This is a genomic window from Streptomyces sp. NPDC127117 (assembly GCF_042677325.1).
Lineage (GTDB): Bacteria > Actinomycetota > Actinomycetes > Streptomycetales > Streptomycetaceae > Streptomyces.
Map to the genome: position 1 here is coordinate 136,951 of NZ_JBHXTM010000001.1, position 15,161 is coordinate 152,111.

At 68.4% G+C, this 15,161-nt stretch carries 15 protein-coding genes and 1 pseudogene; 9 read left to right on the forward strand and 7 right to left on the reverse strand.

All coding sequences use genetic code 11. The annotated features are described in order from the left end of the window. Positions 1–139: 139 nt before the first annotated feature. Positions 140–427 (reverse strand): annotated as a pseudogene (locus ACFVH0_RS00665) (dehydrogenase); the annotation flags it as partial. Between the two features lie 163 nt (positions 428–590). Between ACFVH0_RS00665 and ACFVH0_RS00670 the strand changes: the two are divergent. The 7 genes from ACFVH0_RS00670 to ACFVH0_RS00700 all read left to right on the forward strand — a co-directional run bounded on the left by ACFVH0_RS00670 (position 591) and on the right by ACFVH0_RS00700 (position 8,854). Continuing rightward, positions 591–1,232, forward strand: coding sequence for a hypothetical protein (locus ACFVH0_RS00670; RefSeq protein ID WP_385817255.1), 642 nt, complete (start codon positions 591–593; stop codon positions 1,230–1,232). Positions 1,233–1,858: 626 nt separating this feature from the next. After that, positions 1,859–2,086, forward strand: a complete 228-nt coding sequence (locus ACFVH0_RS00675; protein ID WP_385817497.1) for a ferredoxin — start codon at positions 1,859–1,861, stop codon at positions 2,084–2,086. After that, positions 2,083–3,474 carry an NAD(P)/FAD-dependent oxidoreductase gene (locus ACFVH0_RS00680; protein WP_385817256.1) on the forward strand — a complete coding sequence of 464 codons (1,392 nt, stop codon included), beginning with the start codon at positions 2,083–2,085 and terminating at the stop codon, positions 3,472–3,474. Before ACFVH0_RS00675 ends, ACFVH0_RS00680 begins: the two co-directional genes overlap by 4 nt. Before the next feature lie 13 nt (positions 3,475–3,487). Continuing rightward, positions 3,488–4,702: a cytochrome P450 gene (locus ACFVH0_RS00685; protein ID WP_385817257.1), complete on the forward strand. Its 1,215-nt coding sequence runs from the start codon at positions 3,488–3,490 to the stop codon at positions 4,700–4,702. A 108-nt stretch (positions 4,703–4,810) separates the two neighbouring features. Continuing rightward, positions 4,811–6,631, forward strand: a complete 1,821-nt coding sequence (locus ACFVH0_RS00690; protein WP_385817258.1) for a glycoside hydrolase family 15 protein — start codon at positions 4,811–4,813, stop codon at positions 6,629–6,631. A 781-nt stretch (positions 6,632–7,412) separates the two neighbouring features. Beyond that, on the forward strand, positions 7,413–7,736 hold the full coding sequence (locus ACFVH0_RS00695; RefSeq protein WP_385817516.1) for a hypothetical protein: 324 nt from the start codon (positions 7,413–7,415) through the stop codon (positions 7,734–7,736). A 98-nt stretch (positions 7,737–7,834) separates the two neighbouring features. Next, complete coding sequence (locus ACFVH0_RS00700) at positions 7,835–8,854, forward strand: proline racemase family protein (RefSeq protein WP_385817259.1); 1,020 nt, start codon at positions 7,835–7,837, stop codon at positions 8,852–8,854. A 319-nt stretch (positions 8,855–9,173) separates the two neighbouring features. On the opposite strand, the gene ACFVH0_RS00705 is transcribed toward ACFVH0_RS00700, so the two are convergent. From ACFVH0_RS00705 to ACFVH0_RS00725, 5 genes are all read right to left on the reverse strand, one after another. Then, complete coding sequence (locus tag ACFVH0_RS00705) at positions 9,174–9,449, reverse strand: alpha/beta hydrolase (RefSeq protein ID WP_385817260.1); 276 nt, start codon at positions 9,447–9,449, stop codon at positions 9,174–9,176. 61 nt (positions 9,450–9,510) lie between these two features. Then, complete coding sequence (locus ACFVH0_RS00710; protein ID WP_385817261.1) at positions 9,511–9,696, reverse strand: hypothetical protein; 186 nt, start codon at positions 9,694–9,696, stop codon at positions 9,511–9,513. Between the two features lie 29 nt (positions 9,697–9,725). Next, complete coding sequence (locus ACFVH0_RS00715; protein ID WP_385817262.1) at positions 9,726–10,112, reverse strand: hypothetical protein; 387 nt, start codon at positions 10,110–10,112, stop codon at positions 9,726–9,728. 11 nt (positions 10,113–10,123) lie between these two features. Next, positions 10,124–10,435 carry an NIPSNAP family protein gene (locus ACFVH0_RS00720; RefSeq protein WP_385817263.1) on the reverse strand — a complete coding sequence of 104 codons (312 nt, stop codon included), beginning with the start codon at positions 10,433–10,435 and terminating at the stop codon, positions 10,124–10,126. Between the two features lie 422 nt (positions 10,436–10,857). Further along, on the reverse strand, positions 10,858–11,481 hold the full coding sequence (locus ACFVH0_RS00725) for a DJ-1/PfpI family protein (protein WP_385817264.1): 624 nt from the start codon (positions 11,479–11,481) through the stop codon (positions 10,858–10,860). Between the two features lie 91 nt (positions 11,482–11,572). Here ACFVH0_RS00725 and ACFVH0_RS00730 point away from each other — a divergent pair, with 91 nt between their 5' ends. Beyond that, a complete protein-coding gene (locus ACFVH0_RS00730; RefSeq protein WP_385817265.1) occupies positions 11,573–12,910 on the forward strand; it encodes a PLP-dependent aminotransferase family protein in 1,338 nt (445 codons plus the stop codon). A 475-nt stretch (positions 12,911–13,385) separates the two neighbouring features. On the opposite strand, the gene ACFVH0_RS00735 is transcribed toward ACFVH0_RS00730, so the two are convergent. Then, complete coding sequence (locus tag ACFVH0_RS00735; RefSeq protein WP_385817266.1) at positions 13,386–13,973, reverse strand: TetR/AcrR family transcriptional regulator; 588 nt, start codon at positions 13,971–13,973, stop codon at positions 13,386–13,388. A gap of 71 nt (positions 13,974–14,044) precedes the next feature. Between ACFVH0_RS00735 and ACFVH0_RS00740 the strand changes: the two genes are divergently transcribed. Then, a complete protein-coding gene (locus tag ACFVH0_RS00740; protein ID WP_385817267.1) occupies positions 14,045–14,938 on the forward strand; it encodes an NADP-dependent oxidoreductase in 894 nt (297 codons plus the stop codon). Positions 14,939–15,161 lie beyond the last annotated feature (223 nt).

Below are 15,161 nucleotides of genomic sequence, written 5' to 3' on the forward strand. Positions count from 1 at the left end.
TGGTGATCCTCGGCCGCGGGTTCGCCGGGTTGTTCACAGCTCGCGCGTTGCGGCTGTCATCGGTCGCGGTGACCGTGGTACAGCGCCGCGCGCCGGCGGTGAGCGAGGGGTTCACCATGCCGATGCTCGGGAAAAGCCGAAGGTCCTCCCCGCACAGCCAGAGGTCGACGGCGTGGTGCGCCGGCTTCTCGAACAGCGTGTCGGGCCAGGCCGCGCCGTCCCGGCGTGGCGCCTCGCCGTGGATCCGGTCGGCGTCCGACTTGCCGAGCGTCTGGATTCCGCCGAGCGGGAAGTCCCAGTCGTCCGCTCCCGGATATCAGTCGTACAGCGACAGGGTCTTCTGGAAGCTGGTGGGGTTCGGTTCCCTCGCCACCGCCATCAGCGCCAGGTTGTTGTGCCGCATGTAGTGGCGTCCGGCCGCAGGAGAGCCGCACCGGTCGGCAGCTGACCCTGAGTCACGGCGCGCGACGCGCGGTCGTGGCAGAGCTGGGCGCGGCGCCGCGGTCGTACTCGGTCGGTGAACGCGCCGTGGTCCACGGATTCGCTGCACAGGACCGGATCACCGCCGGGCGCGGCCGGATCCTGGTGCCGTGGCCCACCGGATCCGGAACGGCCGGTACCGGTCGGACGGGCAGGATCTGCAGTTGCCGCTCACCGAGCCGTCCGGTGGCAACGCCATCCACGGACTGGTCCGGTGGACCTCGTGGCAGGTCGTGGAGGCGAGCAACAGCCGGGGCGTCCTGGGCGCCTCGCTGTGGCCGCAGCCGGGCTACCCGTTCCATCTTCACGTCCTGGCCCAGCACGCACTCGGTGAGGACGGGCTCGAAGTAACTGTCACCGCGCGCAACCTCGACGAGAGCGCCGCGCCCCACGGCTTCGGTCAGCATCCCTGTGTCACGGCCGGCACCGCGGTCGTCGACCAGTCGGTGCTGACCGTCCCCGCCCGGACGTGGCTGCGCACCGATGAGCGCGGCCTGCCGGTGGCCGCCGGACCGGTTGGCGGGACGCCGTGCGACCTGCGTACGCCGCAGGTTGTCGGAACGCGCCGACCGGACACTCCGTTCGCCGACCTCGACCGGAACACGGGCGGGCCGTGGTACGCCTGGCCCATCCCTCCGGTTCGTTCGGTACGGGCGCGTGGCTCGGTGAGGGAGCCGACTACGTGCAGCTCTACACCGGCGACACCCTCCCGCCCGGGGAACGCCGTCACGCGGTCGCCGTCGAACCGATGACCTGCCCGCCGGACGCCTTCCGCAGCGGCACGGCGCTCGTCAGCCTCGGACCCGGCGAGCGGCACACCGTCCGGTGGGGGATCGCACCGTGGGGGGAATGACGGCGCAGTCATGGTCCTCGACCTGAAACTCATCGGGCCGAGAACCACCTCACCCATCGACGTGGCACTCAGAAAGACGCCGCACTCGTACAGACCGGGTATGCCCGGTCACCGAAGGGAGGCTCCAGATAGCTCCGGGAGTGCTTGCTGGACCGCGGTGGAAAGCCCCTTCAGCAAACCCTATCCGCCCAGCTCAGAGGCACGGTTCTCCTCATTGGGTCAGTCCTCGGAGGCCGGGGAGACAGACATCCGCACGTCCCTTTCCCGGGGTGCGGACGCCGTGCGCGCGGGATAGCATTTTGACGGTGAGGTCAGGTTCTCCGGGTGGTGGTACAGACGCCCGGTCCGCTTTCGCGGCGGTCAATTCTGCCTGCGGAGACCTTTGACGTGCGTGGTGCACTCCTTCGTATTCGCAGGAGTGAGTAACAGCCGATTCCCTTCTTCGAAGGCGTGCCTCGCGCTTTGGGCGCCGTGGTGGTGCTGCCTCAGGGTCCGCAGTTTCGTGTCCCTGAAATGGAGTTCGGGATGAGAGTTGTCGTTGATCTTTCCCGGTGTCAGGGGTATGCGCAGTGCGCGTTCCTGGCTCCTGACACGTTCCGGATGCACGGTGAAGAAGCGCTGATGTACAACCCGAACCCCGACGACGGTCAGCGCGAGCAGGTGCTGCGTGCCGCGGCAGCCTGCCCGCTCCAGGCGATTCTGGTCGACCGGTCGGAGGGGCGGGACGCGCCGGTGGGGACGTCGCAGTCATGACCAGTGCCGACACCCTGAAGGGGTTCAAGCGCGACGGGCGCGTCGTGATCGTCGGGGCGTCACTGGCGGGCCTGCGAGCCGCGGAGGCTCTGCGCGATGAGGGGTTCACCGGGGCCTTGACCATGATCGGTGACGAGTTGGGTGAGCCCTATGACCGTCCCCCGCTGTCCAAACAGGTGCTGACCGGGTGGGTGCCGGCCGGGGGCACCACGCTGCCGCGACGTCGTGACATCAATGCGGAGTGGCTGCTGGGTGTGCCCGCCGACGGGCTGGACCTGGCAACCAACCATGTGCATCTCGCCGACGGCCGCGAGATTCCCTTCGACCGCGTTCTGATCTCCACCGGGGTACGGGCCCGGCCTTGGTTCGTCGAGACCGAAGCGGCCCTGGACGGAGTGTTCGTCGTGCGCACGCGCGAGGACGCCGAGGGCCTGCAGCGAGCCCTCGCCGACGGACCCTCCCGCGTACTGGTCATCGGCGCGGGCTTCACCGGCTCCGAGATCGCCTCCATCTGCCGCGAGCGGGATATCCCGGTGACTGTCGCGGAGCTCGGGCCGGCCCCGCTGGTGGGGGCGCTCGGCGCCGTGATCGGTGACGTCGCGGCAGAGATGCAGCGCGCCCACGGCGTCGACCTGCGCTGCGGTGCCAAGGTCACCCGGCTGGAGGGCGACGCGCAAGGGCGCTTTCACCGCGCCCACTTCGACGACGGCAGCACCATCGACGCCGACGTGGCGGTGGTGGCCCTCGGCGGCATCCGCAACACCGAGTGGCTGCGCGACTCCGGGCTGGCGGCAGGCCCATGGGGCATCGCCTGCGACACGGGCTGCCGCGCCCTCGACCTCAACGGCCTGATCACCGACGACATCTTCGTCGCCGGAGACGTGGCACGCTGCCCGAACCCGATCTACGAGTACCGGCTCATCTCGCTGGAACACTGGGTCAACGCCGTGGAGCAGGCCCAGGTCGCGGCGCACAACATGGTCAGCACCCAGGCGGACCGCTGGCCGCACCTGTCCATCCCGACGTTCTGGTCGATCCAGTTCGGCGTCAACATCAAGTCCGTCGGTGTACCGACCTACGCCGACGAGGTCATCGTCACCCAGGGATCCGTGCCCGACCACCGCTTCGTCGCCGCATACGGATACCGGGGCCGCGTCACCGCCGCTGTCAGCTTCAACAACGCGAAGTGGCTGGACCACTACCGGCAGCTGATCGAGACCGCCGCGCCCTTCCCGCCCCCCTGTCCCACTCCCGACGAACCCGTCGACGCGAAGCCGGTGCCTGTCGACTTCCCCGGCCCCACTCTGCTCGCACAGGGGGCCACAGTGGTCGTCACCGGCCACGACCCGGGCGAGCGACGCGTCACGGCCGCGTGGCAGCACCGGTAGGAGGGAAAGCGACATGACCACGACCGAGACGCCGGACGTCCTGCGGCGGATCCTCGATTACTCCGCTCGCGCCGACCCGTATCCGCTGTACGCCGAGCTGCGCGAGACGCCGGTGGCTCTGCAGGAGGATGGCAGCTATGTCATCAGTACCTACCGCGAACTCACCGGCATACTGCACGACCCGCACCTGAGTTCCGACGTCCGTAACCTGTCACGGCCGATGGCCGCGGCCGAGGCACGTACCACGCCGTCGTTCATCAACCTCGACCCGCCCGAGCACGACCGCCTGCGGCGCCTGGCGATGCGCCACTTCGGCCCCCCGCACACCCCGGGTCTGGTGACCGGCATGGAACCGGACCTGACCGGCACCGTCAGCGGCCTGATCGACAACTTCGCGGACAAACAGCAGATCGACATCGTCGATGACTTCGCCTACCCGTTCCCCGTCACCGTGATCTGCCACCTGCTCGGCGTACCGCGTGAGGACGAACCGCAGTTCCATGTGTGGGTGAACGCCGTCATCGACTCGCTCGACTACGACCCCGAGACCGACCCGAAGGAGAAACTGGACAACGGCGTACAGGCCACAACAGACCTGCGCGAGTACCTCGGCGGGCTGCTGGAACAACGCCACGGCCGGCCCGGCGACGACCTGCTGACACGGCTGGCCAACGACGACGGACCCGACGGGCGGATGACCGACGCGGAAATCGTCAGCACCGCGAACCTGCTGCTCATCGCCGGCCACGAGACGACCGTCAACCTCATCACCAACGGTATGCTGACGCTCCTGCGCCACCCGCAGGTGCTGCAACGGCTGCGCAGCGAACCGGACCTGATCGTGCCCCTGGTCGAGGAACTGCTGCGCTACGAACCCCCCGTGCACATCATTCCCTGGCGGGCGGCGTACAGCGACATCACCGTCGCCGACACGGTCATCCCCAAGGGCTCGCAGATCATGCTCATACTCGCCTCGGGCAGCCGCGACCCGGACCGCTTCCACGATCCCGACCGCTTCGACCCCGATCGCCGGGACAACCAGCACCTGGGCTTCGGCAGCGGTATCCACCTGTGCTTCGGCGGCCCACTGGCCCGGCTGGAAACCCAGATCGCACTGACCGAACTGGTACGCCGCCTGGACCGGCCCCGGCTGGTCGCCGACCCGCCACCGTACCGGCCCAGCCCCATCCTGCGAGGTCCCATCCATCTGCACATCACACAGAGCTAGTGGCAGACACAGCAGCCCGGGGCAGCAGCAACGAGTGTCAGCGTTTCGCTCACCTCAGTGGTGATCTCTGCCTGGAGAATCGATCCCTTCCGAGACCTCGGAGCCGCAATGGACCGCTACCCTCCCATCGCCGAGCACGGCCTGGTGGGTGACCTGCAGACTGCCGCGCTCGTCTCGTCGCAGGGCGTCATCGACTGGTTCGCCGCTCCGAGGTTCGATTCGCCCAGCATCTTCGCGGCCCTGCTCGACCACACGCGCGGCGGGTACATGCGGCTGGCCCCCGAGCATTCCGACGGGACGTGCAAGCAGCTCTACTACCCCGACACCGCCATCCTCGTCACCCGGTTCCTGTCGCCGAACGGCGTGGGCGAGGTGGTCGATTTCATGCCCCCGGACCGGACCCGCACCGCCACCGACCGGCACACCCTGGTCCGCGGCGTCCGTGCCGTGCGAGGGACCGTCGACTTCACCCTTGAGTGCAGGCCGCGCTTCGACTACGGCCGCGCCGAGCACGAACTCGAACTCGGCGAGAACGGCGCTCTGTTCCGGGCCCCCGGGATAGACGGGCACCTGCAGTCCACCTTCCCGCTGGAGCGGGACGGCCGGGACGTGCGCGGAAAGGTGACGCTGAGAGCCGGCGAGTCCGGGGGCGCCGTCTTCACCGTCTGCGCATCCGACGGCGAGACGCCCGCCCCCCTCACCGTCGACGGGCTCATCGGGCAGTTCGACGAAGTCGCCCGGTTCTGGCGGCACTGGCTGCGCCGGTCCCGCTACCGGGGACGGTGGCCCGAGCTGGTGCACCGATCGGCCATCACCCTCAAACTCCTCACCTACGCCCCGACCGGCGCCCTGATCGCAGCGGCCACCACGGGCCTGCCCGAGCAGGTCGGCGGAGAGCGGAACTGGGACTACCGGTTCACCTGGGTACGCGACGGCTCGCTGTCCGTGCGGGCCATGTTGGACCTCGGCTTCGTCGAGGAGGCCACCGCCTTCGTCCACTGGCTGGTCGACAGGTTGCGTGAGCGCGTGGGCAAGGAGGGCGAGCCGCTCCAGACCATGTACCGGGTCGACGGCAGCCCCGACCTGCCGGAGGAGACGCTCGATCACTTCGAGGGCTACTGCGGCTCCTACCCCGTCCGCATCGGCAACGGCGCCGCCGACCAGCTTCAGCTGGACATATACGGCGAAGCGCTCCATGCGGTGTCCCAGGGTGCCGAGATCGCGCAGCAGGCCAGTTTCGAGGGATGGCAGGCGCTCACGAGGACGCTGGACTGGTTCGCAGACGCCTGGGACCGGCCGGACGAGGGCATCTGGGAGACCCGCGGCGGTCGCCAGGACTTCACCTACAGCCGGGTGATGTCGTGGGTCGCCTTCGACCACGGGCTGCGTCTGGCCGAGCTCTTCCGCAGGCCGGCCGACCTGGAGCGGTGGCGCAGGACGAGGGACACCATATTCGAACAGGTGATGGCACACGGCTGGAGCGAGAAGGAACGCGCCTTCGTCCAGCATTACGACGGCGAGGTCCTGGACGCCTCGCTGCTGCTCATGCCCAGGGTCGGGTTCGTCGCTCCTCGTGACCCGACGTGGCTCTCCACGCTCGACGCGATGGACCGCAAGCTTGTCTCCGACAGCCTTGTCTACCGCTACGACCCGGCAGCATCGCCGGACGGCCTCCGCGGCTCGGAGGGCACCTTCAGCCTGTGCACCTTCCTCTACGTCGACGCGCTGGCCCGAGCAGGTCGGCTGGACCAGGCCCGCTACACCTTCGAGAAGATGCAGACCTACGCCAACCACGTAGGGCTGTTCGCCGAGGAGATCGGCCCGAGCGGGGAGCAACTGGGCAACTTCCCCCAGGCATTCACCCATCTTTCCTTGATCATGGCCGCCATCACCCTCGACAGGGCGCTCGACGCGGAGAAGGGGCGCTGAGCTTGTCCTGCTTCAAAGCGTGGGTCCGGGCTGGTCATTCGCGGGATCGGCAGGGTACGGGGTTTGTCGGCCTGCTCCGCGGTCAGGTCGGTCACCCCATGGACGCGTTCCAGAGTTCTGCCCCACCTGTATTGCAAACGCCGTAGCCTGCACCGACCGGCACGAATTGGCGGCCGGCCGACGGTCCCGGGCAGTGGAGGCTTCCATCAGTCGCAGCTCCTGACAACGCCCCGGGCACGGTGCAGCCCACGGCGCCGCCCGGCGTCGGGCCGTAGCGGCGGATCGGTGCGCGGTATGGGATATACGGGATGGCAGCGCTGCTGCCGCCTCGCCCAGAGCGTCCTCCAGAGCGGCGGGGCCCTTCCGGCAGCAGCCGGCAAAGTGATCGTGCAGGGCGAAGACCTCGGACAATGGAGGCGGTGGCGGTCCCGACGGGCCGTCAGGCCGGTGCTGACGGGGTCGTGGTGGTCGAGCTCGGCACATGGCTCGGCAACGCGCGCAATCGGGCCGGCAAGCTCACCGAGCAGCGGCGTCGACGGCTCCGGTCAAGGCTGTGGCCGGTCTATGCCAGTGGCGCTCCTGGGCACCGAGCGCGGCCGGTGCGAGATACCGTCCGGGAGCCGTCACCGAACGGCGGCAGCGAGGGTACCCGAGCCGCACTGGGAAGCCGCCGTCGCCACCGAGGAGGAGAACGTGATGCCGAACTCAAGAGGCGCTCAGCGGTCTCCACATCGTCAAGGAAGACAAGGAGGACAGGGAGATCGCCGAACCCCGCAGGACTGTGGATTCCACCACGGGCGGATTCACCGACGGCGGCGGTCAGGTCATCGGCCGCCGTACGGACGTCCTGGCAGGGCAGATCGAGCACAAGCTCCGACTTGGCGGGGGAGCGGCGCCGGCCCATGCGGACAGCCTCATTGTGCCCGAAGGGTGGCGCGGCCTCGATGTCCGGATCGAGGGTGACCCGGTCGTCACCGAGGACGGTCACGAGAACCTGTCGGCGGACGAAGTCGCGGCGCGGACAGCCCGGTTCGCCGGCTGGCAGCATCGTCACCGGCCCCGGGTCCACTGGGTCACTGGGTTCTTCTCCGCCGTACTCGCTTGATTTTCCACCTCGCGCGATCCCCGGCCGGCCGAGTTCGTCGACGCCGGCCGCTTCCGGCTGCCTCGTACCCTGCCCTTTTCAGCTCTGTGGAGGACCTCATGACCACCAATCAGGTACTCACCACCGACTATCACACCGGCGGTGAACCGTTCCGTATCGTTCCCGAACCGCCGGTCGCCATCAAGGGGGCCACCGTCGCCGAACGCCGCATGCTCGCCATCGGCAATCCCGACGTGGACAACCTGCGCAAGCTGCTGTGCTTCGAACCCCGCGGACATGCCGACATGTACGGCGGGTTCATTACCCCACCCGATGACGAAGGCGCCCACTTCGGCGTGCTGTTCTGGCACAAGGACGGCTTCTCAACGGCCTGCGGCCACGGCTCCATCGCACTCGCCGTCTGGGCCGTACAGACCGGCCGCGTCGCCCGCGATCCCTCCGGCTCCACCACAGTCGTCATCGACGTGCCGTCAGGCCGGGTCACCTTGCGCGTGCACACCGTCGGTGAACAGATCACCGGCGTCGACTTCGTCAACGTCCCCAGCTACCGGCTCGCCGAACGCGTCACCGCCGCCACGTCCCGCGGAGACGTCATCGTCGATATCGCCTACGGCGGCGCCATCTACGCACATCTGGACGCATCCAGCGTGGGGCTGTCCGTGACCCCCGAGCACTACTCCGACCTCATCTCGATCGGACGCGAAGTCAAGTGGGCGCTGAACGACAGCGAGCACGCCCGTCACCCCGTCGACGACCGCCTCAGCGGCATCTACGGCACCATCCTGTACGACGACCTCGGCACCGACGAGGACGGCAACCCGCACCAGCGCAACGTCACCATCTTCGCCGACGGCCAGGTCGACCGTTCCCCCTGCGGCTCCGGCACCTGCTCCCGCGTCGCCGTGCTCGCGGCGACCGGTCACCTCAAGCCGGGCCAGGTTCTCGTCCACGACTCGATCGTCGGCACCCGCTTCCACGCGCGGATCGTCGCGGAGTTGGCCGTCGACGGCTACGCCGCCGTCGTCGCGGAGGTCACAGGGAAGGCGTACCGGACCGGCGAACACCGCTTCGAGCTCGATCCCGCGGACGACCTCGGCACCGGCTTCGTCCTGCGGTAGCCGCCCCGCCGATCCGCTGAGGATGCACGTACGCGGTACCGGCGTCCCGCGGAGGAGCTGCGCGCGTCCGGCTGTCCGTCCCTTCATCGGCCGGGCCATGACCGAGGCGCGGCGTGGTGAGCCGGATGCGATCGATCCGGGGTGGTGGCCGGTGTGGGCCACCGAGTGGCAGCGGTGTATCCGCCGCGTCCAGGACCGCGTCCAGGCCGACCGGACACTTTCCATGGCCGACGGCGATGTCGTCGGCCATGGGGAGGACCTCGCTCGACATGCGCTGGTAAAGCGGCCATGTCGTCGTCACGGCGCCGTCGGCCGCAACCTAGCGGTCCTCGGCGATCCGGGCCGGATCCTTCAGGTAGCGGGGCTCACCGCCGCTCCTTCCCTGGTGCGAGGCATCGAACGCAAGGGTCACGTATCCCAGTTCGATCAGCCTCTCGGCGTAGACATTTCCCGACGTCTGCTCCTTGCAACTGCTGATCGGGTGAGCGCAGATGATGGCCGGGTACTTCTTTGCCGGGTCGCACCCGTCCAGGAGGCGGACGTCGGCGGCCACATCCCAGGTCCGGTTCTTGAAGCGCGTGGATTCCTTCCGCATCGTTCTGCTCTCTTCCTTGGTTGCGATCGGCTGTGGGACGGCGCCGGAGTGTTCGGGCGCGTCAGGCGGCCAGGTGCTTGCCGAAGAAGTCGGTGAGCCTGGTGACCGCAGGGGTGACGTGCGCGTTCTGGTCGTACAGGGAGATGTGGGTGGCGCCGTCGACGACGAACAGTTCCTTGGGCTCCCGCGCCTTCTCGATGGCCTCACGGCTGAAGTAGGCAGTGTCCGCATCGGAGCCGACGATCATCAGCAGCGGGCGCGGCGCGATGAGCTCGATCAGGGCGTAGCGGTCGAACTGTGCGATGTGGTCGATGCTGCGCAGCGGCCATTCGTTGGTGGAGTTGTGGTGACCACCGCGCGGGTGCGGTAGTAGTTCTGTGCCTCCCGGTAGAGGGTGGGCGCCTCCTCAAGGCCCTCCGGGCTTTCCGGGGCCCAGTTCAGCACGGCCGGTGCCCTGCCCTCGGCTTCCGCGGTGCGCGCGGGGCCGGCCTGGTCGAGCAGGGACTGCAGGACCTCGGCACCCTGGGTGCGGCCGAGGCCCTCGATCAGCAGGCTGCGAACGTCGACGGCGCTGACGGTGGCGACCGCCTTGACGCGGTGGTCGGTCTGCGCGGCGAACGGCACGTAGCCGCCGGAGGCGCGGCAGGGGGTCGTACTACGCACCTCCCGACGGCCTAGGACAGGCCGTCCAGCGGCCGGAGGAAGCGGCGCTCGTACCGCTTGATGCAGCGGGTGTCACGAGCCAGTTGGAATGCTTCCTGGCATTCCGGGTCGGACATGCTGTCCGTGCGGTACTGCTCGTAAGCGGCCAGGCCAGGAAAGGAGAAGAGGGCGTAGGCGATGTCGCTGTCGCCCTCACTCGGCAGGAAGTAGCCGTGGTGCGTCCCGCCGAAACGGTTGACGAGCCGGACCCAGCGGCGACCGTACTCTTCGAAGTCCGCAAGCTTGTCGGCGTCGATCTCGTACTTCAGATGAACAGTGATCATGCCTGCATCATGCCTGGTGCCGTACTGGCTTGATTCCGCTTCTGTCACAACTTCTGACTTCTGTGATGCGACCACTTTGAGTGAGGGCTGAACTCACCTTTCAGCGGCGGGTGGGCGAAGACCTCGACCAGCGGGTGGGTGTCGGTGAGGACGCCGTACTTCACAGCCGCGTCCAGCGCGTTGATGTCGGTGAACGCGCCCTTGGCCGTTGCCTGTCCGCCAGGAAATCCAGGGCCGACCAGCCGGTCGGTCCCTCAGAGGCGGCGAGGCCCAGCTCGCCGCCGGGGGCGAGTCCTCCGATGAGCGGCTTGATCGTGCCTGAGCTGTCCGATCTCCTCGGCCATGATCGTGGCCCCTTTCCGCGGCGAGCGGGTCTGACGGTCGGCACGGCGACGAACGTATTTCGCCGGCAGAGCAGGAGTTCAGACGAGCGCCGGTGCGGGAGCGGGCAGGTAGGGGGCTATGTTGCGCCAGGCACGCTCGACGTATTCCCTCTTCTCCCCGACCGGGGCGACATAGTGCAGCGCGCTTTCGGCGGCGTCGCGGCCTTCCAGGCGGGCGACGATCCAGGCGGCGAGGTAGTGGGAGGCCAGGCAGCCGCCGGCGGTGGCGATGTTGCCCTTGGCGTAGAAGGGCTGGTTGAGCACCTCGACGCCGGCGGCGACGACCCAGGGCTTGGTGACCAGGTCGGTGCAGGCGGGGATGTCGTTGAGCAGGCCGAGCTTGGCCAGCACGAGCGCGCCGGAGCACTGTGCCGCGATGAGCCAGCGCGAGGGATCCAGGTGACGCAGGACGTTCATGATCGCCGGGTCTTCGACGACCTCGCGGGTGGCGATGCCGCTGCCGACGATGACGGCGTCAGCGGAGCACGCCTCCTCAAGAGTGGACATCTGCTCGATGGTCACTCCGTTCATCGACGTCACCTTGGGGCTTGGGGTAGCGATGGTGACGCGCCAGCCGTCGGTCTTGATGCGGTTGAGCACACCGAGCGCGATCAGTGAGTCGAGCTCGTTGTAGCCCTCGAAGGTGAGGATGGCGATGTGCACGGCGGCTGTCCTTCCGGGTGGTGGGTGGATCTTGACGGTATGGATCCGCCAGCAGGACAGTCAAAGAATTGTCATGCGTACAATCCGATGCATGGCAGCCTCGCGGTACAAAACGCTGGTCGACGCGCTCGCCTCCGACATCCGGACCGGGCGGCTCGCCGCGGGTGCGCGGCTGCCCACACACCGCGGGCTCGCCGCCAGTGAGGGCATCGCCGTGGTGACCGCGACCCGGGTGTACGCCGAGCTGGAGACGATGGGTCTGGTGAGCCGGGAGCAGGGCCGCGGCACATTCGTGCGTGACATCGCGGTTCCCGCCGGTCACGGTATCGACCAGCAGGTCGTCGCCACGGATGCGGTCGACCTCAACTTCAATTATCCGTCGCTGCCCGGCCAGGCCGATCTCCTACGGCAGGCCCTGCGAGAGTTGGCCACCACTGGTGATCTCGACTCACTTCTGCGCTACCAACCGCATCGAGGACGTCCTCAGGACAGAGCCGCGATCGCACGGCACCTGAGGCGCCGGGGAATCACCACTGACGCGGATCGGGTCCTCATCGTCAACGGTGCGCAGCACGGCCTGGCCGTCACCGTCATGGCCGCACTCAACGCCGGCGACGTCGTCGCGGTCGACGCACTCACCTACCCGGGGTTCAAGGTGCTCGCGCACGCCTTGCATATCGATCTGGAGCCCATACCCGCAACTGCCGACGGACCGGATCTCGATGCCCTGGAGAGGCTGTGCGAAACCCGTCCGGTGCGCGCGATCTATACCATGCCCACCCTGCACAACCCTCTGGGCTGGGTCATGCCGGCAACCGACCGAACCCGCCTGATCGAGATCGCTCGGCAGCACGGTCCGCTCATCATCGAAGACGCCTCCTACGCCTACCCGGTCGAGGACCCTCCACCGCCTCTGGCTGCGACCGCGCCGGACATCACCGTCTACGTCTCGGGACTGTCCAAGAACATCGCCACCGGCCTGCGGGTCGGCTTCGTCGTCGCCCCGCCGTCCTCGGTGCCCTCGCTCGAACGCGCGATTCGGGCGACTACCTGGAACACTCCGGCCCTCACCACGGCCATCGCCTGCCGCTGGCTCGACGACGGCACGGTGGACCACCTGGAAGCGCAGAAACGACACGACGCCAAGGCCCGCCAAGCACTCGCCGGACAGGAGCTGGCAGGGCTACCACTCATCAGCCACCCCTCGTCCTACTTCACATGGCTGCCGCTGCCCGAGGACGCACGCGCCGATCGCCTGACCGCCACCCTCGCGCGCCAGCACATCTCGGTCACCACGGCCGAGCCGTTCAGCACCTCGACGCACACACCGCAGGCGATCCGCCTCGCTCTGGGCTCGACCGATCTGAACAGTCTCCAGGCGACGCTGCGTACCGTGCGACGAGTCGCCGTCGAGGACAGCTACACCTGACTCCCCCGATCAGCCGACTCCTGCTCGCACCGCCGTCCACTACGAGAGGTTGTCGGCGCCGGATGGCTGTGGGAACCCCGTGCTGGATCTTCCACAGGTCCCGGTGCAGCGCGAATCGAAAGTCGTCAATCGCCGCAGCCGCCGACTGGTCGAACTCGTCAACCGACTGAAGCCGCCGGTCGCAGGCTGCCTGCCGCAGAAGCGAACTCGGGCACCTCCTATGCCGACCACGCGGCCACGCCGGTCGGGACGGGAGCCGCCCGATGGCCTGGCGGGGAGAACGCCACGTCCGGGTCGGCACCGGCGTCCCGTCGGCGAGACCCCGCGCTCGGCCACTCCGGAATCCGGGTCGTCACCTCGAAATACCGGGGCCGGTTGAAGCTCCACAGCACCAACCACGCCGAACACACCAGTGCACGGTGCCGGCGGCGCAGCTCGCCGACGAGTGGAGAAAGTTCGCTGGACGAACAGTTCCTCACACACGTCGAGAAGGGCAGGTGACCTCCCAGGCTGCCTCGATCATCCGGAAGATCTCGTCCACCGCGGCCTCCGGATCGGCCGCCTCGCGGGCGAGCGAATAGGCGTCGATCACGAACCTCGCGATCGTCCGGCTCGCCGTTGCGGTCTGTGACAGTTCGGGATCGTCGGCGATGGCTGTTGCCAGCGTCTCCGCGTGGCGCAGCCTCATCGACTCCTCGTACTTCCGCAGGGCGGGTGATTCGTCGACCATGCGCCAGATCGGGGCGGCGCTGTCCGCCGTGCAGTGTCGCACCAGTGCCTGGATCTCGTGGCGCAGCGCAGGGATGAGCGGCTCGTGCGGCGCCCGACGGGTGACCGCCTGCGTGAGGCGCTTCTCGAAGTCTTCGTCCTGTTCGAACACCAGGGCCTCTTTGGAGGCGAAGTGGGAGAAGAGCGTGGTCACGGCCACGTCGGCCTCAGCGGCCACTTCACGGATACCCACCGCGTCGTACCCGCGTTCCAGGAAGAGTCGCAGGGCCGAGTCGGCGATCTTCTGGCGGGTCGCGGCCTTTTTGCGCTCACGGCGCCCGGACGGCACGGTCATGCCCGCAACACTATCAGGTAGGAAGTCGAAGCAGTTCCAAAACACTAACCGTTAGTGTTACGGTCGGCCGCATGAGGAAAGTGAGCTTCGCCGAGTTCGGCGGTCCGGACGTTCTGCAACTCATAGATGCCGAGGAGCCCCACGCGGGCCCCGGCCAGGTGCGCATCGCCGTGCGGGCGGCGGGCGTGAACCCCGTCGACTGGAGGGTCCGTGAAGGTCAGATACTGAAGGCCCATCCGATCGAGTTGCCCGCCGGAGTCGGACTGGACGCCGCCGGGGTGGTGGACGAGGTCGGCGAGGGCGTCGAAGGGGTCGAGGTCGGCGACCATGTGTTCGGCGAAGGCTCCAGCACCTACGCCGAGTTCGCCGTGCTGTCGGCCTGGGCCCGTATGCCCGAGGGTCTGACATTCGAAGAGGCCGCCGGATACCCCTCCGTGGTGGAGACCGCGCTGCGCATCATCCGCGAGGTCGGTGTGCGGCCCGGACAGACACTGCTGGTGAGCGGTGCGTCCGGAGGAGTCGGATCGGCGGTGCTTCAGATCGGCCGCGACCGCGGCATCACTGTGATCGGCACCGCCGGAGCCGCGAACCAGGACTATCTACGGAGCCTGGGTGCCCTCGCCACGACGTACGGCGAGGGCTGGGTCGAGCGGATACGGCAGTTCGGCCGCGTCGACGCGGCCCTCGATCTGGCCGGCTCGGGCGTGATTCGCGAGCTCATCGAGCTGACCGGGGATCCGCAGAAGGTGATCTCCATCGCCGATCTCGATGCGCCGCAGCTCGGTGTCCGGTTCTCCGGTGTGGCCGGGAGCGTGCCGGATGCGCTCGCCGAGGCCGCCGGCCTCATCTCGCGGGGAAAGCTCCACATCCCGGTCGAGAAGTCGTACTCGCTCGCCGAGGCCGCGGCCGCGCACATCGACAGCCAGGCCGGTCACACGCGCGGGCGCCGGGTCGTGGTCGTCTGAGGTGCCTGTCCAGTCAGCGGGGTGCGTCACGATGTTCGCGACAGGTGTTCTCGTAGCGGGGTACGGCATGCCCGCACGGCGGCCGCCAGAACCTCGGGCGCGCGGGCGAGGAGCCTGGGTATCGCCCTCCGCATTTCGCGTATGTGCCGGCCACCGGGTCACCTTTGTCGAGCACGACGAGCGATGACCCGCAGGAGGAGCGAAGAGCCGACGAGGCCGGCCC

Bases quoted from the DNA above. Each gene is read 5' to 3' on its own strand.
- ACFVH0_RS00685 (WP_385817257.1), top strand. From the start codon at position 3,488: ATGACCACGACCGAGACGCCGGACGTCCTGCGGCGGATCCTCGATTAC.
- ACFVH0_RS00700 (WP_385817259.1), top strand. From the start codon at position 7,835: ATGACCACCAATCAGGTACTCACCACCGACTATCACACCGGCGGTGAA.
- ACFVH0_RS00720 (WP_385817263.1), bottom strand. From the start codon at position 10,435: ATGATCACTGTTCATCTGAAGTACGAGATCGACGCCGACAAGCTTGCG.
- ACFVH0_RS00680 (WP_385817256.1), top strand. From the start codon at position 2,083: ATGACCAGTGCCGACACCCTGAAGGGGTTCAAGCGCGACGGGCGCGTC.
- ACFVH0_RS00730 (WP_385817265.1), top strand. From the start codon at position 11,573: ATGGCAGCCTCGCGGTACAAAACGCTGGTCGACGCGCTCGCCTCCGAC.
- ACFVH0_RS00705 (WP_385817260.1), bottom strand. From the start codon at position 9,449: ATGCGGAAGGAATCCACGCGCTTCAAGAACCGGACCTGGGATGTGGCC.
- ACFVH0_RS00740 (WP_385817267.1), top strand. From the start codon at position 14,045: ATGAGGAAAGTGAGCTTCGCCGAGTTCGGCGGTCCGGACGTTCTGCAA.
- ACFVH0_RS00735 (WP_385817266.1), bottom strand. From the start codon at position 13,973: ATGACCGTGCCGTCCGGGCGCCGTGAGCGCAAAAAGGCCGCGACCCGC.
- ACFVH0_RS00710 (WP_385817261.1), bottom strand. From the start codon at position 9,696: ATGATCGTCGGCTCCGATGCGGACACTGCCTACTTCAGCCGTGAGGCC.
- ACFVH0_RS00675 (WP_385817497.1), top strand. From the start codon at position 1,859: ATGAGAGTTGTCGTTGATCTTTCCCGGTGTCAGGGGTATGCGCAGTGC.
- ACFVH0_RS00690 (WP_385817258.1), top strand. From the start codon at position 4,811: ATGGACCGCTACCCTCCCATCGCCGAGCACGGCCTGGTGGGTGACCTG.